Origin of the sequence: Acinetobacter sp. NEB 394 (genome assembly GCF_013374795.1) — a bacterium.
GTDB classification, from domain to species: domain Bacteria; phylum Pseudomonadota; class Gammaproteobacteria; order Pseudomonadales; family Moraxellaceae; genus Acinetobacter; species Acinetobacter johnsonii.
This window is the reverse complement of the sequence record NZ_CP055277.1, coordinates 1,392,673-1,417,292: the sequence shown is the minus strand read 5'-3', so window position 1 is coordinate 1,417,292 and position 24,620 is coordinate 1,392,673. Positions and strand designations below refer to the sequence as shown.

General features: G+C 41.3%; 24 protein-coding genes and 1 other RNA gene. 15 read left to right on the top strand and 10 right to left on the bottom strand.

Annotated features, from left to right (window positions below; translation table 11 throughout):
- Positions 1 to 4: 4 nt before the first annotated feature.
- From HUK62_RS06705 to HUK62_RS06665, 9 genes are all read left to right on the top strand, one after another.
- Positions 5 to 1,363 carry a phosphatase PAP2/dual specificity phosphatase family protein gene (locus tag HUK62_RS06705; protein WP_176537430.1) on the top strand — a complete coding sequence of 453 codons (1,359 nt, stop codon included), beginning with the start codon at positions 5 to 7 and terminating at the stop codon, positions 1,361 to 1,363.
- Positions 1,360 to 1,794: a hypothetical protein gene (locus HUK62_RS06700; protein WP_125281170.1), complete on the top strand. Its 435-nt coding sequence runs from the start codon at positions 1,360 to 1,362 to the stop codon at positions 1,792 to 1,794. Before HUK62_RS06705 ends, HUK62_RS06700 begins: the two co-directional genes overlap by 4 nt.
- 56 nt (positions 1,795 to 1,850) lie before the next feature.
- Positions 1,851 to 2,549, top strand: coding sequence for a lysophospholipid acyltransferase family protein (locus HUK62_RS06695; protein ID WP_114393010.1), 699 nt, complete (start codon positions 1,851 to 1,853; stop codon positions 2,547 to 2,549).
- Complete coding sequence (locus HUK62_RS06690) at positions 2,546 to 3,490, top strand: phosphatidate cytidylyltransferase (RefSeq protein WP_125281168.1); 945 nt, start codon at positions 2,546 to 2,548, stop codon at positions 3,488 to 3,490. The genes HUK62_RS06695 and HUK62_RS06690 overlap by 4 nt, the downstream gene beginning before the upstream one ends.
- A gap of 255 nt (positions 3,491 to 3,745) precedes the next feature.
- Positions 3,746 to 4,231 carry an NUDIX hydrolase gene (locus HUK62_RS06685; protein ID WP_058869272.1) on the top strand — a complete coding sequence of 162 codons (486 nt, stop codon included), beginning with the start codon at positions 3,746 to 3,748 and terminating at the stop codon, positions 4,229 to 4,231.
- A gap of 4 nt (positions 4,232 to 4,235) precedes the next feature.
- On the top strand, positions 4,236 to 5,369 hold the full coding sequence (mnmA, locus tag HUK62_RS06680; protein ID WP_005399800.1) for a tRNA 2-thiouridine(34) synthase MnmA: 1,134 nt from the start codon (positions 4,236 to 4,238) through the stop codon (positions 5,367 to 5,369).
- A gap of 13 nt (positions 5,370 to 5,382) precedes the next feature.
- A complete protein-coding gene (gene hflD, locus HUK62_RS06675) occupies positions 5,383 to 6,114 on the top strand; it encodes a high frequency lysogenization protein HflD (RefSeq protein WP_004980842.1) in 732 nt (243 codons plus the stop codon).
- A 56-nt stretch (positions 6,115 to 6,170) separates the two neighbouring features.
- On the top strand, positions 6,171 to 7,559 hold the full coding sequence (gene purB / locus HUK62_RS06670; RefSeq protein ID WP_005399801.1) for an adenylosuccinate lyase: 1,389 nt from the start codon (positions 6,171 to 6,173) through the stop codon (positions 7,557 to 7,559).
- Between the two features lie 96 nt (positions 7,560 to 7,655).
- Positions 7,656 to 8,312 carry a DUF2238 domain-containing protein gene (locus HUK62_RS06665; protein ID WP_159127817.1) on the top strand — a complete coding sequence of 219 codons (657 nt, stop codon included), beginning with the start codon at positions 7,656 to 7,658 and terminating at the stop codon, positions 8,310 to 8,312.
- Between the two features lie 114 nt (positions 8,313 to 8,426).
- On the opposite strand, the gene HUK62_RS06660 is transcribed toward HUK62_RS06665, so the two are convergent.
- From HUK62_RS06660 to ubiH, 3 genes are all read right to left on the bottom strand, one after another.
- Positions 8,427 to 8,678 (bottom strand): hypothetical protein, encoded by a 252-nt coding sequence (locus HUK62_RS06660; protein ID WP_004694228.1) that lies wholly within the window; start codon positions 8,676 to 8,678, stop codon positions 8,427 to 8,429.
- Between the two features lie 175 nt (positions 8,679 to 8,853).
- Positions 8,854 to 10,098 (bottom strand): FAD-dependent monooxygenase, encoded by a 1,245-nt coding sequence (locus tag HUK62_RS06655; protein ID WP_176537429.1) that lies wholly within the window; start codon positions 10,096 to 10,098, stop codon positions 8,854 to 8,856.
- A complete protein-coding gene (ubiH, locus tag HUK62_RS06650) occupies positions 10,095 to 11,303 on the bottom strand; it encodes a 2-octaprenyl-6-methoxyphenyl hydroxylase (protein WP_176537428.1) in 1,209 nt (402 codons plus the stop codon). The genes HUK62_RS06655 and ubiH overlap by 4 nt, the downstream gene beginning before the upstream one ends.
- Before the next feature lie 371 nt (positions 11,304 to 11,674).
- On the opposite strand from ubiH, the gene HUK62_RS06645 reads away from it, so the two are divergent.
- A complete protein-coding gene (locus HUK62_RS06645; protein WP_176537427.1) occupies positions 11,675 to 12,607 on the top strand; it encodes an IS5-like element ISAba12 family transposase in 933 nt (310 codons plus the stop codon).
- 220 nt (positions 12,608 to 12,827) lie between these two features.
- Here the strand turns inward: HUK62_RS06645 and HUK62_RS06640 are convergent, their stop codons facing one another.
- On the bottom strand, positions 12,828 to 13,481 hold the full coding sequence (locus HUK62_RS06640; RefSeq protein ID WP_176537426.1) for a polysaccharide pyruvyl transferase family protein: 654 nt from the start codon (positions 13,479 to 13,481) through the stop codon (positions 12,828 to 12,830).
- A 138-nt stretch (positions 13,482 to 13,619) separates the two neighbouring features.
- Here HUK62_RS06640 and HUK62_RS06635 point away from each other — a divergent pair.
- Positions 13,620 to 14,785, top strand: a protein-coding gene (locus HUK62_RS06635) for an IS3-like element ISAba22 family transposase (RefSeq protein ID WP_176537093.1) whose coding sequence is annotated in 2 segments (ribosomal slippage) — positions 13,620 to 13,878 and positions 13,878 to 14,785 — 1,167 coding nt in all. Because the reading frame shifts where the segments join, the coding sequence is not laid out codon by codon here.
- A 260-nt stretch (positions 14,786 to 15,045) separates the two neighbouring features.
- On the top strand, positions 15,046 to 16,074 hold the full coding sequence (locus tag HUK62_RS06630) for a transposase (RefSeq protein ID WP_176536921.1): 1,029 nt from the start codon (positions 15,046 to 15,048) through the stop codon (positions 16,072 to 16,074).
- 112 nt (positions 16,075 to 16,186) lie between these two features.
- On the opposite strand, the gene pepP is transcribed toward HUK62_RS06630, so the two are convergent.
- Entirely contained in the window at positions 16,187 to 17,509 is a 1,323-nt protein-coding gene (pepP, locus tag HUK62_RS06625; RefSeq protein WP_176537425.1) for a Xaa-Pro aminopeptidase, read from the bottom strand.
- An 80-nt stretch (positions 17,510 to 17,589) separates the two neighbouring features.
- On the bottom strand, positions 17,590 to 18,222 hold the full coding sequence (locus HUK62_RS06620; RefSeq protein WP_125274664.1) for a UPF0149 family protein: 633 nt from the start codon (positions 18,220 to 18,222) through the stop codon (positions 17,590 to 17,592).
- 64 nt (positions 18,223 to 18,286) lie between these two features.
- Between HUK62_RS06620 and HUK62_RS06615 the strand changes: the two genes are divergently transcribed.
- The 3 genes from HUK62_RS06615 to ssrS all read left to right on the top strand — a co-directional run bounded on the left by HUK62_RS06615 (position 18,287) and on the right by ssrS (position 19,408).
- Positions 18,287 to 18,838 carry a hypothetical protein gene (locus HUK62_RS06615; protein WP_004980866.1) on the top strand — a complete coding sequence of 184 codons (552 nt, stop codon included), beginning with the start codon at positions 18,287 to 18,289 and terminating at the stop codon, positions 18,836 to 18,838.
- Between the two features lie 2 nt (positions 18,839 to 18,840).
- Positions 18,841 to 19,125 (top strand): cell division protein ZapA, encoded by a 285-nt coding sequence (locus HUK62_RS06610; protein ID WP_004694243.1) that lies wholly within the window; start codon positions 18,841 to 18,843, stop codon positions 19,123 to 19,125.
- 99 nt (positions 19,126 to 19,224) lie between these two features.
- A non-coding RNA gene (gene ssrS / locus HUK62_RS06605) (6S RNA) lies at positions 19,225 to 19,408 on the top strand.
- Positions 19,409 to 19,695: 287 nt separating this feature from the next.
- On the opposite strand, the gene HUK62_RS06600 is transcribed toward ssrS, so the two are convergent.
- From HUK62_RS06600 to HUK62_RS06585, 4 genes are read right to left on the bottom strand one after another with little or no spacing between them, the layout of a single operon-like run.
- Positions 19,696 to 21,417 carry a biotin carboxylase N-terminal domain-containing protein gene (locus tag HUK62_RS06600; protein ID WP_176538453.1) on the bottom strand — a complete coding sequence of 574 codons (1,722 nt, stop codon included), beginning with the start codon at positions 21,415 to 21,417 and terminating at the stop codon, positions 19,696 to 19,698.
- The gene (locus HUK62_RS06595) at positions 21,417 to 23,000 is read right to left on the bottom strand and encodes an urea amidolyase family protein (protein ID WP_176537424.1); all 1,584 of its coding nucleotides are present in this window, start codon (positions 22,998 to 23,000) and stop codon (positions 21,417 to 21,419) included. The genes HUK62_RS06600 and HUK62_RS06595 overlap by 1 nt, the downstream gene beginning before the upstream one ends.
- Before the next feature lie 33 nt (positions 23,001 to 23,033).
- A complete protein-coding gene (locus HUK62_RS06590) occupies positions 23,034 to 23,840 on the bottom strand; it encodes a putative hydro-lyase (protein ID WP_176537423.1) in 807 nt (268 codons plus the stop codon).
- Positions 23,833 to 24,615, bottom strand: coding sequence for a 5-oxoprolinase subunit PxpA (locus tag HUK62_RS06585; protein ID WP_126035901.1), 783 nt, complete (start codon positions 24,613 to 24,615; stop codon positions 23,833 to 23,835). Before HUK62_RS06585 ends, HUK62_RS06590 begins: the two co-directional genes overlap by 8 nt.
- Positions 24,616 to 24,620: the final 5 nt, after the last annotated feature.

Here is a 24,620-nt window from a genome sequence, read left to right as displayed (position 1 = left end):
TTTTATGCAAATACTGAAAAAAGAAACAGGCACTTGGAAATGGGGAATCCTGTGTTTGATTTTCCTTGCACCGTTTTTCTTTCTCACTTATGGATTTGCAAATCACTATGCATCACAACTGCCCAATGTGCCGAGTATTGTCTATGACTGGGAAAAACACATTCCGCTTTGGTCATGGAGCATCGTGCCATATTGGTCCATTGATCTTTTTTACGGTCTATCTTTGCTGTTATGTTGGAATAAATTTGAGCTGAAACAGCATGCACTTCGGCTATTTAGCGCACAGCTGATTTCGATCAGTTGCTTTCTTCTTTTTCCACTCAAATTTAGTTTTGAACGACCACCTTTAGATGGCTTTTTTGGCCTATGGTTTGATGTTTTGATGGGTTTTGATAAACCTTTTAACCAAGCACCTTCTCTCCATATCGTTTTATTGGTCATCCTTTGGGACTTCTTCCGCAGACACAGCTCAGGTCAGTGGAGATACTTTGTCGACCTTTGGTCATTTTTAATTGGCATATCGGTACTCACCACATGGCAACATCATTTTATCGATATTCCAACAGGTTTATTGGCAGGTGCATTATGTTTGTGGTTATTTCCAATTACGGCAAAATCACCCTTTAAAAAAGATGGTTTGCAGACTTTAACGCCAAAGCATTTAAAGTTAGGCAGTTATTACCTATGCGGCGCATTACTTTTCCTAATCTTGGCCTATCTGTTCCAACCTTGGGGATTATGGTTACTTTATCCAGCAATCAGTCTATTTGGCGTTGCTTTAAGCTACTATTTAGTTCGCCCTCATTTCTTCCAAAAGCAAGCAGATGGAAGTTTGAGCATTGCCGCTACAATGTTATTTGCCCCTTACCTAATCTTTGCGTGGTTGAACAGTCGAATCTGGACAAAGAAACATCCCGAAGACTCCAAAATTTTAAAAATTGAAAACACAACCATTTTTTTAGGGCGCATCCCAACACGTTCTACAATACAAAAATATCAGGCCGTTTTTGATTGTGTTGCAGAGTTGCCAGTGAATCCGAAAAATTCATATTTTCAATATCCAAGTTTAGACTTAATTCCTTTACAGGCCGACCAACTTCAACGTGCGGTTGAAGTGTTCAACCAATTAATGGCAGCAGCTTCAAGCCAGAGCACACAACAGCATGTATTAATTTACTGTGCGCTGGGTTATTCCAGAAGTAGCGCTATTCTCTGCGCTTGGCTTATGCAACAGCAGCATGCAACACAGGTAAATGAGGCCATTCAAATAGTTCAATCCGCTAAACCATGGGTTAGACTGAACGACGTACAAATCAAAAATCTCAATACTTATCAGTTAAAACTCAAAGGATCGGCCTCATGAAAATGCACTTTTATGTGGCGGCAAAACTTTTATCTGCAACGTATGGTTTGTTATTTTCAGGCTATGTCGCATTTGTCTTAACCGTTTTGGCTATACTACTTAAAAGCTGGCAATCTCTTGAGTTTTGGATATTAATTTTTATATGTTTCGGTTTGATGGCGATACAGCATTACCTAGCACTCAGGTTGAAATTTGATGCTGAACTCATTGAAGTGATTGCGCAACAATCTGATACAGTGGCCATCGAAGACTTAACGCAACAGTTTGATCAATCATTACTGCAATTTAAGCTCATACCAAAATCGAAAGTGGGTCGAGATTGGTCTTTGCGCTTTGCAGGCTGTTTCCGTTTGTTTAAACTGCAAATAACTATATTGTTTATACAATATATAGTTCTAATGATTCTAATTTATAAATTATTGGCACAATAAACCTCTTTCTACTGGCTAAAAGTCCATTGAAATTATTGATAAAATTGGTTTATGCAATGAATAAAACTCCGCTTCAAAACGAGAAAAAAACAGCTTTAGAGCAAACCCAAAGTCATTTTGCGACTCATTCTATTGCCCGTTTAATTGCATTTTTTACACGGCGTGGAGCGCGTCTGCTAACGGGTACACGTAGTTTATGGATCGGTTGTCAGCCTGTGCCCAAACAGCGTATTTATTATGCTAACCACAATAGCCATATCGACTTTATACTGCTGTGGTCATCTTTGCCGACAATCATGCGACGGAAAACCAAGCCTGTGGCTGCTTCTGATTATTGGCTGAAAGATGGCTTTCGCCAATTCCTTATTAAAGATACCTTCAATGGTATAACGATTCAGCGTAACCGAGATGATCATACTGATCCATTACAACCCGTTAAAGATGCGCTTGAACAAGGTTACTCGATTATCTTTTTTCCTGAAGGTACGCGCAATCTAAATGATGATATTGAATTACTACCCTTCAAAAGTGGCTTATATAATTTGCACAAACAGTTTCCAGACATTGAAATTGTTCCCGTTTGGATTTCAAATTTAAGACGGGTTATGCCCAAAGGCGCATTTATCCCTCTACCTTTGCTTTCTACCGTATGTTTTGGTTGCCCTTTAGAGCAACATTTAGACATGGATAAGGCCATCTTTATAGATTATGCGCAAAAACAATTATTAAAATTAAAAGAGGTTGAAAATCAATGATGTTAGACAACCTTAATAAAACCTATGCCCTATTTGCTATTTTTGCAGGCATTTTAGTTTTTGCTTCAACTGTTGGTTTTATTCTCAAACAAAAAGCCGGCTCTCAATCTTCACCAGTTATCGATAACTTAAATGCACGAATCAATGCATGGTGGGTCATGCTCATCGTGATTGCTGCTGCAATTTTACTCGGAAAAACCGCATTTATTGTATTATTTGGAATTATCTCTTTGTTTGCCCTACGTGAGTTCATTAGCCTGCTTCCCACCAGACGTGGCGATTATTTTCCATTACTGATTGCATTCTATTTTGTTATTCCTTATCAATATTATTTGATTTATACCGACTGGTATGGGCTTTATTCAATCTTCATTCCACTCTATGTATTTTTATTAATTCCTATTGCCAGTTTAAAACAAGAAGATACCACCCATTTTTTAGAACGAAGCTCAAAAATTCAATGGGGACTCATGGTCAGCGTATTCTGTATTTCACATGTTCCAGCATTGTTGAATTTGAAACTCCCAGAGTTTAAAGGTGAACCAATTTGGCTAGCCATTTGGTTAATTATGGTGGTTCAAGTATCTGACGTGTTGCAGTATGTGTGTGGAAAATTATTTGGCAAACACAAAGTTGCACCCGTTTTATCCCCGTCAAAAACAGTCGAAGGCCTACTCGGTGGTATTTTCTTAGCCACAGCTTTAGGGACTGCAATGGCTTGGTTAACGCCGTTTAGCTATGTTCAAGCTGCTTGTATTGGATTGGTTGTTTGTATCTTTGGCTTTTTTGGCGGCCTCGTTATGTCTGCGATTAAACGTGATCGTGGTGTTAAGGATTGGGGACAACTCATTCATGGCCATGGCGGAATGCTAGACCGCATTGATTCTATTTGCTTTTCTGCACCTATTTTCTTTCATATACTTAGATATTGGTGGAGTTAATTGGAAAATTGGGTTAGGCAAATATTTAAACGATAAATTTCCCCTAGTCCAACCCAGTTCCAGCACTCGCTTGGCTTGCATTCTGCCTCATAATATTTTGTCGATGCTGCCTAACGTCTATGTGGTATTACCTTACAAGCGTCCTTTTGTAATTTTCTTAACCGCTTCCCAACACGTCTCAAACCAAAGCAAATCTCCATAGCCACGCACTGCTAAATTTTGTAGAATAGCCCTTTTACCCCATGGTGCTTTTATATGACCGCTTGGACAGCTCACGTCACCGTCGCAACTGTTGTTGAAAAAGACGGAAAATTTCTATTTGTAGAAGAGCATACTGCGGGTGTAACACACACTGTATTTAACCAGCCTGCAGGCCATGTTGAATCAGGTGAAACACTCATCGAAGCTGCCATTCGTGAAACTATGGAAGAAACTGGACATGAAGTGTCTATAGATGCGTTATTGGGCATTTATACTTATACACCACCCATGTTTCCAGACCGCACGTATTATCGTTTCTGCTTTTTAGCGCAGTCACTCCATCACCATCCAACCGCCGAACTCGATACAGGTATCGTGGGTGCAGTATGGATGACTTTGGATGAACTACTTGAAACGGCCCGTGCACGTAGTCCATTGGTGATTAAAGCAGTTCAAGACGCACTCGCGGGTCAAAAATATCCTTTATCGCTCGTTTATGAGCACCAAAATTCTCCCCTTATTTCAAGTTTGGATGCCTAGTCCTATGCAACAACGTGTCATCGTCGGTATGTCGGGTGGTGTAGATTCTTCTGTTTCTGCTGCTCTTCTTCTTCAACAAGGTTATCAAGTTGAAGGTCTTTTCATGAAGAACTGGGAAGAAGATGACGGTACGGAATACTGCACAGCGATGGAAGACTTAGCCGACGCTCAAGCCGTCTGTGACAAACTAGGGATTAAGCTACACACCGCTAACTTTGCTATGGAATATTGGGATCGTGTATTTGAGCATTTCTTAGCGGAATATGCTGCAGGCCGTACTCCAAACCCAGATATTTTATGTAATAAAGAAATCAAATTTCGTGCGTTCTTAGATCATGCTATGCAACTGGGCGCAGACTTTATTGCGACTGGTCACTATGCACGTCGCGGCGAAACTATGACCAACTCTAAAGGTGAGGAATACGCACCTTTACTGCGTGGTTTAGATAAAAACAAAGACCAGACCTATTTCTTACATGCTGTGCATGGCCGTGAAATTAATAAGACGTTGTTCCCTGTCGGTGAAATTGAAAAGCCTGAAGTACGTAAGATTGCCGAACAATATGACTTAGTCACAGCGAAGAAAAAAGACTCAACAGGCATCTGTTTTATTGGTGAACGTCGTTTTAATGACTTCTTAAAACAATACTTACCTGCACAAGCTGGAAAAATCGTCTTAGATGATGGCAAAGAGGTTGGTGAACATCACGGCTTAATGTACTATACGCTCGGTCAACGCGGTGGTATTGGTATTGGTGGTTTGAAAGGTGTGGCTGAAGGCGCATGGTTCGTTCTACATAAAGATATTGAAAACAACCGTTTGGTGATTGGTCAAGGTCATGAACATCCACTCATGCAAAGTACTACACTTTGGAGTGAAACGATTGACTGGGTCGCAGGTGAAATGCAGATTCCTGAAACAGGTTTCCGTTGTACCTCTCGGACGCGCTATCGCCAAGATGACCAAGATTGTGTGATCTTTAATGATCCGACTACCCCAGGTGGCGTACGTGTTGAGTTCGATGAACCCCAACGTGCCGTGACTCCGGGTCAGAGTGTCGTATTCTACTCAGGTGAAGTTTGTTTAGGCGGTGGCGTGATTCATCATACCAATGCTCCTAAACCTGATTTTATTTAAAGGATTTTAAGACATGGCTGAGTTACCGTTTCAACAGCCTCAAACTTTGAACGAACGCCAAAACCGAGCTTTGGCGTTGGCGGCTGTTTTTCAGTCCGCGCAACTGACGCATATGACCGCCTTGAGCGGTCAACAAAGTATTGGGGAAAGCGGTAACTTCTATTTAGAGCAGTTGATTAAAGCCAGTTTAAATATCCGACCAAAGGGCAACCAAAGCGGACAAACTTTAGACTTCTTTCATCAGCTGGCGGACATCTCCTTAGGACTAAAAACCTTAGAAAGTAGCATTACCCAACCCTTTAATACCTCACCAAAAACTCGAATTCCCAAATTATCCACTGCTAAACTTCCCATGACTTATGCCATGGCACTCTTACAACTCGAAAAGAAAGTGTATAGCAACCCCAAATTCGTTGAAATTATTGAACAGTCCCAACAAAAAATCTTAAGACAGCTTTCTTTTTTCGATAATAACTATTTACACCCAAGCATCATTGCCAACCTCGCACAAACCTATGTCGACACTGCTGGGCAAATTAACCCACGCATTATGGTGCGAGGTAATGCAGAAGCATTTAAAGACTCATCGCATACCAACCGCATTCGAGCTTCCCTCTTCACTGGCTTACAAATGGCACATTTATGGCGTCAGCTCGGTGGAAGTTCATGGGGCATGGTGTTTAGTAAACGCAAATTGCTCAAAGATATTCAAGATCTCGCTCGTTTACAGTATCAGGTGATTTAACACATGATCGACGGGCTTTTAGTTTTACGTTTAATTCCAAAGTTTAAGGAATCGCTATGAACGCTTTAACCGCACTTTCTCCATTAGATGGACGCTACGCTAGCAAATGTGATGCGCTTCGTCCTTTCCTCTCTGAGTTTGGTTTAATCCATGCTCGTGTGACTGTTGAAGTGCGTTGGTTACAAGCGCTTGCAAACCGTCCAGAAATCACTGAAGTGCCTGCTTTCAGTGCTGCGACCAATGCTGCACTTGATGCAATTGTTGCTGACTTTTCTGAAAACGACGCCAACCGTATTAAAGACATCGAACGTACTACAAACCATGACGTCAAAGCGGTTGAGTACTTCCTGAAAGAAAAAATTGAAGGCATCGAAGAGCTTAAAAATGCGGGTGAATTCATTCACTTTGCATGTACGTCTGAAGACATCAACAACTTGTCTCATGCATTAATGCTGAAAAGTGGTCGTGATGTATTGGTTGCATCTATGCAGCAAATCATTGACTCAATCGTGGCATTGTCTGAAAAGCATGCTGACCAACCTATGTTGTCTCGTACACATGGTCAGACGGCAAGCCCAACCACTTTGGGTAAAGAAATGGCAAACGTAGCATATCGTCTTGCGCGCCAAATCAAACAATTCAAACAAGTTGAGCTTTTAGGCAAAATTAACGGTGCAGTAGGTAACTATAACGCTCACCTTTCTGCTTACCCAGACATCAACTGGCCTGCACACTCACAAGCATTCGTTGAATCTTTAGGTTTAAGCTTTAACCCGTACACCACTCAAATTGAACCGCATGACTATATGGCGGAACTGTTTGATGCTTTACGTCGTTTCAATACGATTTTGATCGACTTTAACCGTGACGTTTGGGGTTATATCTCGCTTGGTTTCTTCAAGCAAAAACTCAAAGATGGTGAAGTGGGTTCTTCAACGATGCCACACAAAGTAAACCCTATTGACTTTGAAAACTCAGAAGGTAACTTAGGCTTAGCCAATGCAGTACTGGCACACCTTGGCGAAAAACTTCCAATTTCTCGATGGCAGCGTGACCTAACGGACTCAACTGTACTACGTAACATGGGTGTTGGTTTTGCACAAAGCTTGATTGCTTTTGAAGCTTGTTCAAAAGGCATTGGTAAACTTGAACTCAATGCTGCACGTATTGATGAAGACTTGAACAATGCGCAAGAAGTTCTAGCTGAACCAATTCAAACCGTCATGCGTCGTTACAACGTTGAAAAACCATACGAAAAACTAAAAGCATTAACTCGTGGTCAAGCCATGACACGTGACATGATGGTTGACTTCGTCAATGGTAATGAACTTGAAGCTGTCCCTGCTGCTGACCGCGCACGTTTAGCGGAAATGACACCTGCAACCTATACAGGTAACGCAGCTGAACAAGCAAAACAAGTTGCTGACTTAATTTCTAAAATCTAATTTTAGAAATTGAAAAAAAGCGAAGCTTCGGCTTCGCTTTTTTATCTATAATGCAAACAAGAATCTCCTATATGCATAATTGAAAAACCAATAAAAATGATGACAATCCTGAAAAGTACAACACCGAAAGCTCACATTGACTATCAACTGAAAAAGCCGCATTGGATTGCTCTCACTGTACTCGCTGTCGCCATTGCTTTCGCATCGATCCACCCCCTTGAAGTCAGCTCTTATATTTTGCATCAGGTCGGAACCGTATTCATGTTGGTGACGCTGATCATTTGTCTTTATAAAATGGGGCTCAGCTTAATCAGCTTTATGCTTTATATTGGTTTTTTGCTGATTCATATACTCGGTGCGCATTATCTATATTCTTATGTGCCCTATAATGAATGGTCTATGCAGTATTTAAATCTAGACCTCAACCAGAGTTTCGGTTGGACGCGGAATATGTATGATCGCTTTGTACATTTAGCGTACGGTTTGCTGCTCTACCCATTTTTCTATCGTCTGTTTCAAGTGTGGTTACCCCAACTTTCTAAACTCACCCTATTCTTGCTGGTCATTCAATTTGTGATGGCAAGTAGCCTCATTTACGAATGGATTGAATGGTTTATTGCGATGGGCTTATCACCTGAAGATGCTGAAAACTACAATGGGCAACAAGGTGATATTTGGGACGCGCATCAAGACATGCTTTTAGCCACAGTTGGTGCAATCATCACAGGCATAGCCTGTCTATTGAAAAAGTAGTCATTTTGTCTACCATAAAAAATAACGACAGGACTCATTCAAGTATAAGTGATTTGTGCATCAGCTTTAAAAATACAATAAAAAACACCACGTCAGGCGTGGTGTTTTTAACTCTTAGTCTTTCGCAGACTCATCTGTTGGCACTTCAGTAATTCGGCCACCGCGAGCAAGGAATGCCGCAACTTCGTCTTCAAGTGCTTGGCGTTGTTTTAATTTTGCAGTCACCGTCAGTGTTTCAGCTTCGGCAACATCACCATCGCTTGCAGCATTATCAGAAGAATCTGATGCGCCTTTTTCCGCTGCTTGAGCTTCGTCTTCGTCGACTGCTGAGTCTTCTACATCATCATAATCATTTGAATCAGTCATCTTAATCTCCCCACAAATGACATTTTAGGTTCCCATGAATTACTGGTTTCCAATTATGTTGAAATTTAACAAGCTCTCAGCCTTTCGCATAGTCTTATTCAACGGAAAATCGTATCTTTTTTAATCAAAATCGTAATCTTATTTTACGACTGGCTAAAAAATAACACTTCCCGTCTTAGACAGCATAACGCGTCTCTTTGAGCAAGCCTAGACCATTGGCCTGTGCCATAAAAGCATCTTTTAATACAGGCAATTTTTCAACCTGTTTCAAACCAAAGTTTCGCGCCCACACCACAGGAAAGAGTTGTGTGGTTTCCATCCAACCGATGGCAGACATGCTATGCATCATGGCATCATTTTGTCCTTTACGGCGGTGTTCATAACGCTTCAGTGTTTGCTCATGTGCCCACACGCCACGTGCTAGATCATGTAGTAATACATCACACAGTACAGCCGCATCAAGACAACCAATATTCACCCCCTGTCCTGCTAAGGGATGAATCACATGAGCCGCATCACCAATTAAAGCCAAGCCTGCTTTAACATATTGCTGTGCAGCACGTGCTTTGAGTGGGAAAGTGGCACGCGGTGTCGCTTCCAACACTTCGCCTAACATGTGATGACTTTCTCGCGTTAACAGCTGGGTAAATTCAGCATCTGAAAGTGCAGCATATTCTTCTGCATAATCATCGGGGAGCGTCCATACGATGGACTGCCAATGCCCTGCTTGCTCTGGTTTTAAACTCGCCATTGGTAAAAATGCCAAAGGCCCCGTTTCTAAAAAAATCTGACGTGCAACGTGTTGATGAGGCTGAGCTGTACGAATGGCACAGCTTAAACCAGCCTGTTTGTAGTCCAGCACATCGATATCGATAAACGCTTGTTCCCGTACAAAAGAGTTAACACCATCAGCACCAATCACCAGTTTGGTTTTCAACACCGTACCATCGGCCAAATGGATATACCACAGCCCAACACCTTCTTCGACACGGGCAACTTTAACTTGGGTGCGGTAATCATTGAGTACAGCAAGCATCTGCTGTTGAATCGCTAAATTAAGCAAACTTGGCTCGACCATAGAACCGAGTGCTTGTTCGCCTTGTGGTTCCTGCGTGGACACATGACCAAAGTTAATTTCACCATAGCCATTTTTATTCCACACCTGCATGCCACTATACGGCATCTGGCGGGCAATTTTGTCCCAAACATCAACGGTTTTAAGTAGGTGTATCGTCGCTAGACTGAGTGCCAAGACACGTGGGTTTGCAACACTTAAAGTCTTTTGTTCATCTAAAATAGGTGCAGCATCCAGTACGGTAACCTGAACACCGCCTTGTGCTAAAAGCAAGGCGGTCAGTCCACCCACCAAACCACCACCAATGATCAGCACATCTAAAACATCAGTTTGAACATGACTCATGCTTTTAGCCCCATTGCATAGTTGGCAACGAGCGGTTTAATACCAGGAATCGTATCAAACGCGACCAAACCAGTATTACGAATAAACTTTAAGATTGGATTGCTATTGCTAAAGCCTCGTACCACCGAATCACAGAACTTAATCACGCGTTGTTGATCGGTCAAACGTGAAGCCTCATAGGCTTGCAACATCTCAGCATCGCCCAAGTCTGCATTTTGCGCAATTTGCTCCGTCAAATAGCGTACTAAGACGTGCGCATCTCGCATACACAGGTTAAAACCTTGCCCCGCAACGGGGTGAATGGTATGCGCAGCATTGCCCATTAAGACCACACGTCCTACGGCCTGCTTTTCTGCTAGCACTTGTGACAATGGAAAACTAAAACGCTTACCTGTTTTTTGGAACTTTCCTGCACGGTCGCCATAGGTTTCTTGCAAAGCATCTAAGAAATGCTGGTCATTTTCATCGCCTAACCATTCACCTTCTGTGCCTTTTTTCACAGGCCAAACCACGGAGCGACGGTATTCACCTGGAAGCGGCAACAGTGCCAATGGCCCTAAGCTACTAAAACGCTCAAAACCCACATGGTTGTGCGGTTTTGAGGTTTGTACCGTGGTCACAATAGCGACCTGATCATAATCATGTTCTGAAGCACCTATTCCTAAGGCTTTACGGCAGAATGAATCACGTCCATCTGCAGCAATGACAAGTTTTGCTTGAAGTGACAGTTGTTCTTCTCCACGACTCGCGTCTATGTAGGCCATATCGGCATCTTGGGTCAGTTGGGTGACTTGTACACCATCAATCAGCTCAATGAACGGTTGTTTTTGGACTTCCGTCAGTAGTACACGACCGAGCCATGCGTTTTCGATGACCTGCCCGAAGCTTTCGACTTTTTCTTGTTCTGCTTTGAGTCGAGCTTTACCAAAGCTACCTTGTTCGGTGATATTTACTTCAAAAATAGGCGTTGCATGTTCTTGTAAAGCGCTCCATAAACCCAGTTCTTGGTAAATTTGAACTGTACGACGAGACAGTGCGCTGTTTCGTGCATCAAAACTAGAATGGTATGGCGCAAGGTTTACATCATCATAATTTGGGTATTTGATCGCCTCTAAAAGTTTCACCGCAATGTTTTGTTTGGCTAACATCAACGCCAGACTCAGTCCGACCATACCACCACCGACTATGATGACTTCTTGTTGCATGCTTCTATCCTTTTTATGGCGTACTTAAAGTCAAAAAACTTCAAATACCTCTAAGTTTTAATGGATTTATATTACATCAAAGATTTTCTTTTTTATAATGAAACGGATGTTTTTATGTACTTTCACCGTACGACCCTGTTGCATAAGTTATGATGCTGACAACGATTAACACCTTGACTTACTCTTGGCTCGAAATCTTTGTTAAAGTTAATTTATAAAAATTATGTGACCTTGGCTAAGTATTTAATATAAAGCTGGAACAATAATTAAAAAATTCATTCTAGCACTCAATAACCACCAATTCTTAACATTAAAACGGCTTTGTTGCACAAACCTATCTGTAAAGGGTTTTTCAGCGATATAATTTTCAAATGAAGAAGCCTACACACAAAATCTACCGCACAACCAATTGGCCCGCATATAACCGAGCACTCATGAGTCGCGGAAATATTGCCATTTGGTTTGATCCTGCTACGCAATGGTATGCGCCATCAAAAGGCAAACAAGGGCGAAATCAAACCTACTCCGACGCAGCCATCCAATGCTGCTTAATGATTAAATCCTTATTCCGTCTGTCTTTACGTATGGTCACTGGCTTTGTGCAAAGTCTGATTAAACTTTGCGGATTAAATTGGATAGCTCCAGATTACACCACGCTTTGTAGAAGACAAAAGCATATTGATATTGTAATCAGCTACCAAAAAAGTAGCGATGGGCTGCATCTACTCATGGACTCTACAGGCATGAAGTTTCTAGGTGAGGGCGAATGGAAACGCAAGAAACATGGACCTGAATATCGTCGCCAATGGCGTAAACTTCATATTGGTATAGATGCTAAAACCCTACAAATACGAGCAGTTCAGCTTACAACCAATAATGTCAGTGATTCACAGGTGCTTGGTGATTTACTTAATCAGATTCCACAAGATGAGCAGATTAACTCTGTTTATACCGATGGAGCTTATGACACCAAGCAATGCCGTCAGGTCATTGCAGATCGGCAAGCGCATGCGGTGATTCCACCTAGAAAAAATGCGAAACCATGGAAAGATACAAAGAGTAACTCGCTAGAGCGAAATGAATTACTTCGAACAATTAAACGTTTAGGCAGGACACTATGGAAAAAATGGTCAGGCTATCATCGTCGAAGTTTGGTTGAAACTAAGATGCATTGCATCAAATTATTAGGAGATAAACTCAGTGCAAGGAGTTTTGATAGCCAAGTGAATGAGATCCATGCACGTGTAGCAGTCCTTAACAGATTTACGGAATTAGGTCGACCACTTACCCAAGTTACGCCTTAAATTTGGCTCAATTAGGGGCGCTTTGCATTTCAAATCTTTGTGCAACAAAGCCCATTAAAACTATAAATTAGCAGCAATCATTCAAATATATTTTGTATTAGAAATTTCCCTTTATTTGATTAAGATTAGACATTTTTCATCAAATAAAGGGATTTTTTCAAGACTTGTTCTAAGTAGGCCTAAGATCATCAATCTGATGTTATTCCAAAATATAAATTAATCATCTAAATGGAAAAGAATTATAGATACTTTTTTTAAGCACATCCAAATATTTTTGATAATTAAAACAATAATTTTCAATATTTACATCATTCAAAGATTGGATATCATTTGGGTTGATATGTTGAAAATTTTCTCTTCCTATAGAGCAAAAATAATCCCAAAATTTCCACATACCACCTTTATGAAGATCACCATCCCATAGCCAAAAATTAGGTATATCATAGCTATCTGCAATAATTAAACCATGCAAACTCGATGAACAAATAAATTCACAAGAAGATATTTTTTTTGCCGTTTCTTGAATATTTTTATCTTCAAGATCAATAATTATACAACTTGGAGTGCATTCAAGTAATCTCTTGACCCATTTTTTATTTTTCTGAGAATGATGAATAATTAATCCCCATTTTACACTAGTATTCCTTTTACTCCACAATAGGTTCGTCAACAACCCGGGATCACCTAAAGGAATATTCTCGTTAATATCAAATTGAGATTTTGTTAATGGGCCTCTAAGACAATGTAATATTAAATCTTGATTCGATAAATTTATAGGTTGTATTGCTCCAGTTCCCCAAATATGTAAAGGGGACTTTCTAAAGATACTTTTTTTTCGATCAGCAGAGTGTAAAATACTACCTATACCAAACATATCTGCATCTTTCGGTGGACTCCATTTTGTTTTTCGTTTAGAGACATATTCTATAATATATGGTGTAAGTTCTGATGTGTGCTGAAAAAACAGGAGGTTTTAACTTGGTAAACTAAACACACTCATCAGGAGTTTACCATGAGCAAGAAACACAAGACTTACACCACAGAATTTAAAGCTGAAGCCATCAAATTAATTGAAGCCAATCAAGGCAATGTCTCGGAAACAGCTAGACAACTTAGCATTTCAATGCAAACTCTTTCAAATTGGAATACCAAAGCAAAGGCTGGAACTTTAGCAGGTACAAAACAGTATTCACCTGATCTAAACGTTCTACTCGAAGAAAATAAAAAACTCAAACAACAGCTCAAAATAGCTGAAATGGAACGTGAATTTTTAAAAAAGGCAGCAGCGTACTTTGCCAAAGAAAGTCAGTAAGGTACGCCTATATGAAACAAAAAAGATATTCTTTTCCAATTACCTTAATGGCTCGATTACTTCATGTTTCAGTTTCATGTTTTTATGATTGGCTCAAGAGAGGCGTGAGCAAAAGAACGATTCAACGAAATCAACAGACGATATTGGTGAAAATAGCCCATGAGGAGACAAGGCAGAGCTATGGTTATATTCGATTAACCAAATACTTACAAGCTCAGGGCATAAAAATGAGTATGTACGCTGTACGTCAGATAAAAGCGCTGAACCACCTGTATTGTAAGCGACACAAGCGTTTTAAAAGGACTACGAATAGTGACCATAATCGAGCGATCTATGAAAACCTGCTGGAGCAACAATTCTCAATGACTAGACCAAATCAAGCATGGTCAAGTGATATTACGTACATATGGACTGTTGAAGGATGGCTGTACTTAGCAGCGGTAAAAGACCTTTACACGAAGCAAGTGGTTGGCTATAGCTTAAATGAGCGCATGACAACACAGCTTGTTTGTAATGCGCTAAATATGGCTATTCACAATCAAAAACCAACCAAAGAACTGATTGTGCATTCAGACAGAGGAAGTCAATATTGCAGCCATGAATATCGAAATATACTTGAGCAATATGGTTTTCAAGGTTCAATGAGCAAGCGCGGAGACTGTTACGATAATGCACCGATTGAAAGCTTTTGGGGAATACTGAAAAATGAGTTAGTGCATCATTACAACTATCAAACCAGAGAAGAAGCCAAAGCAGATATTATAAAATACATTGAATTATTTTATAATCATCGAAGAATTCAAAAGGGTTTGGGTTTTAAGACACCAAATCAAATGGCCGAAGACTTTTATAAGTTGGCTGCCTAGAATCTCCCAAGGGAAAGTCTCCTGATAATTCAGCGTATATCATTCATCACCAAAGTTAATCACATTCTCATTCTTAGGTTTCCACCAATAAGCTTTTATTTCGTTAATGTGAAGCATAATATTTATATCTATATAACCTAAAAAAGAATACGGAAAGGAGCTGACTTGACAAATAAGAGGACTAAAATGATCAGTTGAATAAACTAGGACTTACGCATTGACGGATTCAAAAAAGTATTAAAATACTTTATAAAGTATCTGTGATCAGACGAATTAAAAATGCTTCTACAGCAACTTGTACACTACCCATTTATATGGGCTTTCTCATGACAGAACCGAACTCTATTAGCTGCACACAACTTGCCGAGACTTATAACATCTCGCATGATAGTGTAAATCGCTTTCTAGAGCGTGAAGACTACACACCTCACGACCTATATCAAGAAGCAATTCAACATATTGATAATAATAAACTTATAGTCAGTATTGATGATACTGTTTTAGATAAACCGTATAGTCAGCATATGGACTTGGTTAGCTATTTTTGGTCAGGCAAACACCACCGATCCGTCAAGGGTATTAATCTCATTACCTTGTATGCGACAGATCAAAATGGTCAAAATATTCCAATTAATTTCCGAATTTATGACAAATCTGAAAGTAAAACCAAGAATGATTACTTTATGGATATGTTAAGTGAAGTACTCAGTTGGGGTGCAAAGATTCAATTTATTACAGGTGATAGTTGGTATTCATCGACTGCAAATCTAAAAACCATAAGAAAATATGGTATTCGATTTATGTTTGGTATCGACTGTAACCGTAAGGTTTCCCCAGAAAAAGGACAATGGTTTCAACTGCGTTTATTGCCGAATTTCCATCAGGGTCAAGTGGTCTGGCTTAAAGATTTTGGCTTTGTACAATTATTTAAGACTCAGTTAAAAGAACAGCAGAGGTTTTATATTGTGCATCAAGATGAAGATGATTTATTGTCCTTTGAGGGTTTTCATGAATTACATTCAAGTCATTGGAAAATAGAACAATATCACCGAGTGATTAAACAGGTTTGTCATATTGAAAAGTTTCAAGTAAGACGATCTAAACTGATTTCGAATCATATTTTTTCAGCCTTGATGGCCTACGTTGAGATACAAAAGAACCAGTTTGAGCGGATCTTTGAAAATGTATATCGTTGGCAGAAGAAGTTATTTAGACCAATGATCAAAAACTTCATTGATGACTTTATTCTCGATAAAAATCATCTGCTACCACAGAGAATCTATAAATAATACTGCGTAAGTCCTATAAACTTAAAATTTTAGTAATATTTATTCGAAGGTAAGTATAAATATTAACATAATATTCCTTACATAAAATCAATCTTTATACAGTAAATGATATTTATCGCGCCATTAACGCTTCGATTTCGTCTACCGACTTCACCACTTTCGCAGTCAAATTCAATGGACCGTTTTGGGTTGCTACGATGTCATCTTCAATACGAATACCAATACCACGCCATTTCGCATCGACCGTTTCATCATCAGGTGCAATGTATAAGCCCGGTTCAACCGTCACGACCATGCCTTCTTCATAGGCACGCCACACACCTTCTTGCTTATATGAACCCACATCATGCACATCCATACCCAACCAGTGTCCTGTACCATGCATATAAAACTGACGGAAACTTTCCTTTTGGATTATCTCTTCAATATCACCTTGCATAATCCCCAGATCAAGTAGACCTTGGACTAAAATGCGCACAGCAACATTATGTGGTTCTTTATACGAGTTCCCTACACGCACTGCATCAATGGCAGCAAGTTGTGCATCAAGCACTACATTATAAAGTGCTTTTTGCTCAGAGCTGAACTTTCCGTTGACGGGAAAAGTACGGGTGATGTCTGAAGCATAATATTCATATTCACACGCTGCATCGATCAACACCAAATCGCCATCTTTTAGCTCTTTGTTGTTCTCTACATAGTGCAAAATGCAGGCGTTTTCACCGCCACCGACAATGCTGTTATACGACGGCACGCAGCCATTTTGACCAAACATATAATTCAGCTCAGCTTCTAGAGCATATTCCATCATGCCTGGCTTAACAGTTTGCATGGCACGAGTATGAGCTTGTGCAGAAATATCTGAAGCTGTTTGCATCAATGCAATTTCTTGTGCTGATTTAAACAAACGCATTTCATCTAAAATACGATCGAGCTGTATCACTTGTGCAGGTGCAGCAGTCCCACGACGTGACTCACCATTGGCCGTCGTGATCCATTTTGCTACGCGCGCATCAAATTCGGGCTGTTGCCCAATACGATAGAATAATTTTTCTTTGCTTAAGAGTTTTTCAATGATTTCTTCATCTAACAAATCTATCGCATACGCTTCGTCAGCTTCATAGTCGTTTACCGCACCATCCACACCTGCGCGGTAACCATTCCAGATTTCCATCTCGCGGTCACGTTCACGGCAGAACAAACTGTAGCTATAACCGTCTTCATCATCCTCGGCAAAGGTTTCAATAACCGCTACGGCTTCGGGCTCAGCAAAACCGGTTAGATAAAAGAAGCTGCTATCGGTGCGGTATTTATAGTCTGCATCACGATTACGCATCGCCACTGGACTGGTTGCAATAATGGCAATACTGTTCGGACCCATTTGTGCAGCCAAACGGTCACGGCGTTCCTGAAAATCCACTTGCGTTAGTTTCATGTTTGATCTGTCTTTTTTATACCAGAGAATATAAGTGCCACGCGCACTCTATCATGTACGCGCAGCAAGTCTTATGCCAATCAGCTTGGGCGATGCGGCGTAAACATTTCTACAACATTGTTTGCTTCTGTTACAGAACGATCAATTTGTTGCTTGTTATGAAAGTGTTTAAGCAGAGAACTTTCCTCAACCGCAATCTTTTTACGGCCTACAGATAAGCTCACAGGAATTAAACGTACAAACTCGTATAACTCTTGATAGCTCTCCTCACCCTCTTCATCATCATCGGTTTCTTCAAACTCAACTGCCGCCACATCCTGTAAATGTTCGATCAGTTCCATTTCATCTGGGCGAATATGACCTGACGCCAAACCAAAGCCCAGCACTACGCCTGCGCACCAATCCGCCAAAGCTTGTACACGGTCTGCGAGCGTATGCGTGTCATCGGGAAGTAATGGTAAATAGTCCAATTCATCTTCAGAAAGTGCATGTGCAACATCTTCTGCTTCATCGGCTAACAAAGCCAAGGCTTCTTCACTTAACTCTGGAATTTCCAAAGTCGTGAGGATGTGTTGCCACTCTTCACGGCTCGGTGCCTGAGTTACACAAATGATACCTGTGAGTAAACCATGTAACTCACTTGGGCTAGAAATCTCTTCAATTTTAGAAAAATTTGGCTGCCATTCTGACCAACCTGAAATATCGTCTTGCATTCGTTTATCCAATCTCTATACTTCTTATATATTACCTTTGTTTGCAGCACTGTGCGACCACGATATGTTAGAAGAATTACAGCGTCTACAGGCGCATATTGGCGTTTTAAAAACGCGACTTGCTCATTTTGAAAGTGAAAATAGCACTTTAAATGCAGCTAAACTGGATGCTGAAGAACAGCACCGTTCTCAAGTTGTGCAAAAAAATGGCTTAATTACCCAGAAACAAGAACAAATTGATGATTTAACTGAGCAATTAAGCAGCGCTCAGACCCAATATCAACATTTGAACACCGATGCGACTGCTTTGGCCGATCGTTATAGTCGTTTGGAAAAAAGTTGTACGGATTTAAAAAATCGCTTTCAGGAAATCTTGGCTGAACGTAATGAATTACGTGCAATTAAAGAAAAAATGAACAATGATCAGCGTCAAGCTCAGCAAGAAATCCAAGCACTTCAGCAAGAACGTGAAAGATTGTTACAAAAAAATGAGCATGCTAAAGCTAAAGTCGAAGCCATCATCCAACGTTTGGCTATTTTAGGCACAGAGCAAGATCATCACGCGCAAGAAATTCAACAACTTGCCCACCCTACTGAAGCTGGCGAGGAAGTTTAATCATGAGCGAACCAATTACCGTTGAATTACGTGTCTTAGGTCATAGCTTTCGTTTAGTCACAACGGAAAAAGAAAAAGCCGACCTTGAACGTGCAGCTCTGCTTTTAAATGATAAATATGATGAGTTTCGCCGTAAAGCGCCACGGGTAGAACCCAGTAAAATTATCATTATGGTGGCACTAGAGTTAATGCAAGAAGTGTTGTCGATGAATAAAACACTGCAAGAGTATGCACACGCAGAACGATTACTGGCAAATATTATCGATGACGTTGCGGAACTTGTTTAAACTCGACTTAATTGAATAAAGTATCAACACTTACTCCAGTTGTTTACAGTTCGTAGCGGTGTATGAGTTGCCATCAGCGTGAGATTCGTTATACTTAAGGCAACTCTGAGGTGTTCGCCAGCGGGTCTATTCCCCTGCCGATACTTAAACTTATGGATGTGTTCTGTATATTTAGAGTGTATGCCCACTTTCATGTGGGAAACCCAGCAAGTATACGTCGCGTCCACCTTGAACTCATCGGGTTCAGGGTAACGACACATGCAGCGGCATCTTCGGAGTACTTTATTTAATTAAAAATAATAATTACATACATCGTTAATACTCTTTCATTTTTATTTTTCAAGTTTATCGTTTTCATCTTGTCTCCCAGCTACCAAACAAAATGATTATTGAATATCTCTATCTCTTAAAATAACGCTTTTATTGGACTATTAAATCTTTATCGAACCATTTTTCCACTACATTTGTCCATAAAACAAAGCCAATCAGCCCTCAATTATTAAGAATTTCTAAATGAAAAGCCTGACTTAGCTACATGCTGCATCAGGTTCATTCAAATGATTTATTTTTTTAGCAAATCGATCCAATAATATGCTCTGCGTGACAAGTTGTGCCTTGCAAAGCTGTCAATTGAATCACTCCACTTTGATGTGCAAGTACAGGGACTTCCATTTTCATGGCTTCCATAATCGCCACCACTTGCCCCTCTGCGACCTGCTCCCCGTTTTCTACCTTCCAAGCGCTAATTACGCCATTGATTGGTGCAAGTAAGTGTTCAGCACTCACTGCTGTTTCTGTAGCTGGTTGGTCTTGAGACGTCATTGTAGGGTTTTGTGCAAACATACCCGCAGGTAAGCCTAAACGGTGTAATTTCCCATCAATTTCAATATAGCTGAGTAACATCGGCTGTTGATGATTCGGAATACTGCGTTTCGTTGGCTTTAAGTCCTGTTTAAAATCATTTTCAATCCAACGAGTATGAACATTAAATGTGGCGGTAAAATCAGCTTCATTTAATACAACACGGTGAAAGTCTAAAACCGACGCAACCCCTTCAATTTTAAATTGCTTCAGCGCACGTTTAGCGCGAGCAATAGTAACCTCACGTGTCGGGCCAGTGATAATCAGTTTTGCCATGAGCGAATCAAAATGACTCGACACCAAAGAGCCTGTACGAACACCTGTGTCTACGCGTACGCCCTGACCAAACGGGGCTTCAAATAAACTTAATACACCAAATGCAGGAATGAAGCCACGAGCAGGGTCTTCAGCATTGATACGAAACTCAATGGCATGCCCCTGCGCTTTAGGGGTTTCTTTGATTGAAAGTTCATGGCCTTGAGCCACACGAATTTGCTCAACTACCAAATCGACATTGGCCGTTTCTTCCGTAACAGGATGTTCCACCTGCAAGCGGGTATTAACCTCTAAAAATGAAAGCTTTCCATCACGGCTCAGCAAATATTCAACGGTACCCGCACCGACATAGTTAGCTGCCTGACAGATATTTTTGGCTGAAGTTAAAATTTCTTCATAAATTGCATCGCTGATAAAAGGTGCTGGGGCTTCTTCAACCAACTTCTGATTACGACGCTGTAGCGAACAATCGCGTGTACCTAAAACCACTACATTGCCATGTTGATCTGCAATCACTTGCGCTTCAACATGGCGGGGTTGATCTAAGTATTGTTCAATAAAACACTCACCGCGACCAAAAGCGGCTTGCGCTTCTCGTACAGCCGAATCATACAGCTCCTTTACATCTTCCAGTTTCCAAACGACTTTTAAACCGCGACCACCACCGCCAAACGCGGCTTTAATCGCAATAGGTAAACCAAACTGCTTTGCAAACTCGAGTGCTTCATCAGCATTATTTAGTGGGTCTTGTGTACCTTGAACTAAAGGTGCGCCCACTGAAGCGGCTATCTTACGTGCTTCAATTTTATCACCCAACTTTTCAATGGCACTTGGTGACGGCCCGACCCACTTTAAGCCTGCATCAATCACGGCCTGAGCAAATTCAGCACGTTCAGATAAAAAACCATAACCTGGATGCACCATGGTCGCTTTGGATTTTTTAGCAACCTCAAGAATGGCTGGAATATTCAAATAAGTTTCACGTGCAGTTGCACCCGCCAAACCCCATGCTTCATCCGCCAGTTCGACATGCATACTGTTCATATCGTCATCTGCATATAACGCAACTGAACTAATACCCATATCACGGCAAGCATGAATAATACGAACGGCAATTTCACCACGGTTTGCAATTAATAATTTTTCAGTAGTCATCATTCATTCTCAAAATCTGTAAATTCGGTCATTTTTTTAAATTTGATTTGGCAACCTGCTGGAATCTGCGCCACCAAGTCCCAATGGTGCTTTGCCACAGCCGCAATGACGGGGTAACCACCAGTTAAAGGATGGTCATTCATAAACAGTACAGGTTGACCACTGGGTGGAATCTGCAAGGCACCAATGCAAGTTCCCTCACTTTCCAACTCATGGGTAATTTTGCGTTGCAATGGTTGTTCACCTGAAAGCCTCAGTCCAACTCGATTGCTTTCATTGGTCACAAGCCAAGCTTGTTGACATAAGCGCTCAATGCTCTCTGCTTCGAACCAATCCGTTCGCGGTCCCATTACAATGTCGAGCTCAACCACATCGCCGACTTTGGGCAAGTTCAATTTCACAATTTCAGTAATACTGATATTTGAAACGTCAACCTGTCCTTGATAAACCGTATCCCCCATTTTTAGAGGTTCTGGTCCTAATATGGCCAAACTATCAAATGAGACACTATTAAGCACAGGCTGTACGTCGATACCACCACGAATCGCCAGATAATTTCTTAGCCCTGCCGTCGGTGCTTGAATCTGAAATTCATCACCTTCATCAAGGGCAATCGCCTGATAACTTTCAAAGTCAGTCTTTTGGCCATCACTAAATTTCACGTGGATGTTTGAAATCGCTCCCGTAACCGCAATGACTGCGGACTGATGCATTTTGGCTTTCAAACCACCATTTAAAACTTCAATCACAGGCGTCGGAGTTGGGTTACCGACAATTCGATTTGCACTGTGCATCGCCGATACATCCATCGCCCCTGCAACACCAACCCCAATCTTGGTCTGGTTAAAACGCCCTTCATCTTGAATCAGCATGTGTAGGCTCGGTGCAGTTACCGTAAACAAAGGCATGGATTGTTTGGGTTCAACTGTACGAGTGACTTGCTGTGCTACGCTAACCGTAGTCGGTTGATGTGTGACATCTTCAAAATGGACCGTCATCCCCGGTAACAATAGCGCTGGATTTTTACGCTCTAGATCCCACATTTTTTCAGCAGTCGTACCGATCAACTGCCAGCCCCCCGGACTGTCTTTCGGGTAAATCCCTGAATATTGTCCTGCCAGTCCCAAAGAACCCGACGGTATTTTTTTACGTGGCACAGCTAAGCGAGGAATATCTGTAAATGGTCGATCGGGACTGCTCATATAAGCAAAGCCCGGTGCAAAGCCAATAAAAGCCACATTCCAAACACTTTGACGATGCTTCAAGATAACTTCAGCAATTGAAAGCCCTTGTAACTCTGCAACTTGAGCAAGATCTTCGCCCGTATAGCAGATAGGAATAATCAATTCTTGGACATTACGCTCACCGCCTGAACCAATTTTTACAGTCTGAATCGAAGTAACCAGTGTTTTAAAGGTGGTCTCAATTTCATTAAAAAATACCAAAATCGTTTTTGCAGCAGGGACTAAGTCTTTAATTCCATTCAATTGCATCGTGTGCAATTTATTGTACAACGCCAATGTTTCCTCTAGGCTGTCAAGCTCTATAAGAAAACAATCCGCGTTTACCGATAAAAAACGCATATGCCTATCCTTTTAATTGTTCTTTGGTGCTGCTTAAGCTATCCATGCACGATCAGGAATGTCGGTAATCAACATATGACCGGGTGCATGGCTTATGGCAAAAGGAATTTTTGAGTTCATCACCGCCGCTTGTGGGGTTACACCACAAGCCCAAAACACAGGAATTTCCCCTGTCTCAATACGTGAAGCATCGCCAAAGTCTGGCTGATTCACATCACGAATGCCTAAACCTTCAGGATGTCCAATATGCACAGGTGCACCATGCACACTTGGCATCCGTGCTGTAATTTTGACGGCATCCGCGATTTGATGGGATGGAATTGGGCGCATAGAAACCACCATATTGCCCGAAATACGTCCCGCAGGCTGACACTGAATATTACTCAAATACATCGGCACATTGGTCTGATCATGGATATGACGAACTTCAATACCTGCTTCTTGCAATGCGGTTTCAAAAGAAAAACTACAGCCAATTAGAAACGTCACCAAGTCAGGATGCGCATGATAAATGTCACTCGCATCCGTGACTTCATCGACCATTTCACCCTCTTTCCAGATGCGATAACGTGGAAAGTCGGTGCGTATATCTGAGTTCTCTGCCAGTCTTGTGGCATAAACACCTTCCTCTAGCACATCTAAAACAGGACAGCTTTGCGGATTGCGATGTGCATACAGTAGAAAATCATAAGCCCAATCTTTAGGTACCGAAATCATATTGACCTGCGTCATGCCCGCAGCCATACCCGCCGTTGGTTTGTCAAAGCCTGCACGAATTTTTAAACGTGCCGCTAAAGCGGCTTCAAGCTGTTCTGAGTCGACTCGGATATCCTTATACATTGCATACTTCCTCATGCTTTAAGACAAAGGGACGAATTTCAATATGATGATTTAGCAGTTCAGCTTTAATCGCAGCCGACATCTCTAAAGCACCTGCGGTGTCACCATGTAAGCAAATCGTGTCCGCTTGAATCGGGGTAAATACACCATCAATCGAATCAACACCGCCATTTTTCAACATAGACACCACACGGCGTGCCACAAAGGCTGAGTCATGTAAAACAGCCCCGTCCAAACGTCGTGAAACCAATGAACCATCACTGTTATAAGCACGGTCTGCAAATGCCTCAGATACAACCTTTAAGCCTGCTGCACGTGCTTGCTCAACCAAATGGGAACCTGCCAGTGCCACCAAAACCAGTTCTGGGTTATACATTTTAATGGCATCAATCACCGCAGCGGCCTGAGCGTGATCGTGTGCAATAGTGTTATACAGTGCGCCATGTGGTTTCACATATTGCACGTGAGAACCAGCCACTTTAGCTAGACCATCCAGTGCAGAAATTTGATACAACACATCGGCAATCAGCTCATCACGTGACACATCCATATTGCGACGACCAAAACCGACGAGGTCTGGATAAGATACATGCGCGCCAATCGCGACATTTAATTCAACAGCCTTACGCAGTGTTTTTAAAATCCCCAGCGGATCTCCTGCATGAAAGCCACATGCAATATTGGCACTCGTCACCACGGGTAGAATTTGGTCATCATTGCCCATTTTCCATGAACCAAAACTTTCACCTAAGTCACTATTTAAATCTACAAACATGGCTT

Coding starts and splice junctions, on each gene's coding strand:
- HUK62_RS06660 (WP_004694228.1), bottom strand. CDS start 8,678: ATGACTGATTCAAATGATTATGATGATGTAGAAGACTCAGCAGTCGAC.
- HUK62_RS06695 (WP_114393010.1), top strand. CDS start 1,851: ATGAATAAAACTCCGCTTCAAAACGAGAAAAAAACAGCTTTAGAGCAA.
- HUK62_RS06585 (WP_126035901.1), bottom strand. CDS start 24,615: ATGTTTGTAGATTTAAATAGTGACTTAGGTGAAAGTTTTGGTTCATGG.
- HUK62_RS06595 (WP_176537424.1), bottom strand. CDS start 23,000: ATGCGTTTTTTATCGGTAAACGCGGATTGTTTTCTTATAGAGCTTGAC.
- ubiH (WP_176537428.1), bottom strand. CDS start 11,303: ATGCAACAAGAAGTCATCATAGTCGGTGGTGGTATGGTCGGACTGAGT.
- HUK62_RS06665 (WP_159127817.1), top strand. CDS start 7,656: ATGATGACAATCCTGAAAAGTACAACACCGAAAGCTCACATTGACTAT.
- pepP (WP_176537425.1), bottom strand. CDS start 17,509: ATGAAACTAACGCAAGTGGATTTTCAGGAACGCCGTGACCGTTTGGCT.
- HUK62_RS06600 (WP_176538453.1), bottom strand. CDS start 21,417: ATGACTACTGAAAAATTATTAATTGCAAACCGTGGTGAAATTGCCGTT.
- HUK62_RS06645 (WP_176537427.1), top strand. CDS start 11,675: ATGAAGAAGCCTACACACAAAATCTACCGCACAACCAATTGGCCCGCA.
- HUK62_RS06615 (WP_004980866.1), top strand. CDS start 18,287: ATGTTAGAAGAATTACAGCGTCTACAGGCGCATATTGGCGTTTTAAAA.
- hflD (WP_004980842.1), top strand. CDS start 5,383: ATGGCTGAGTTACCGTTTCAACAGCCTCAAACTTTGAACGAACGCCAA.
- HUK62_RS06610 (WP_004694243.1), top strand. CDS start 18,841: ATGAGCGAACCAATTACCGTTGAATTACGTGTCTTAGGTCATAGCTTT.
- HUK62_RS06590 (WP_176537423.1), bottom strand. CDS start 23,840: ATGTATAAGGATATCCGAGTCGACTCAGAACAGCTTGAAGCCGCTTTA.
- HUK62_RS06700 (WP_125281170.1), top strand. CDS start 1,360: ATGAAAATGCACTTTTATGTGGCGGCAAAACTTTTATCTGCAACGTAT.
- HUK62_RS06640 (WP_176537426.1), bottom strand. CDS start 13,481: ATGTTTGGTATAGGTAGTATTTTACACTCTGCTGATCGAAAAAAAAGT.
- purB (WP_005399801.1), top strand. CDS start 6,171: ATGAACGCTTTAACCGCACTTTCTCCATTAGATGGACGCTACGCTAGC.
- HUK62_RS06620 (WP_125274664.1), bottom strand. CDS start 18,222: ATGCAAGACGATATTTCAGGTTGGTCAGAATGGCAGCCAAATTTTTCT.
- HUK62_RS06655 (WP_176537429.1), bottom strand. CDS start 10,098: ATGAGTCATGTTCAAACTGATGTTTTAGATGTGCTGATCATTGGTGGT.
- mnmA (WP_005399800.1), top strand. CDS start 4,236: ATGCAACAACGTGTCATCGTCGGTATGTCGGGTGGTGTAGATTCTTCT.
- HUK62_RS06690 (WP_125281168.1), top strand. CDS start 2,546: ATGATGTTAGACAACCTTAATAAAACCTATGCCCTATTTGCTATTTTT.
- HUK62_RS06685 (WP_058869272.1), top strand. CDS start 3,746: ATGACCGCTTGGACAGCTCACGTCACCGTCGCAACTGTTGTTGAAAAA.
- HUK62_RS06705 (WP_176537430.1), top strand. CDS start 5: ATGCAAATACTGAAAAAAGAAACAGGCACTTGGAAATGGGGAATCCTG.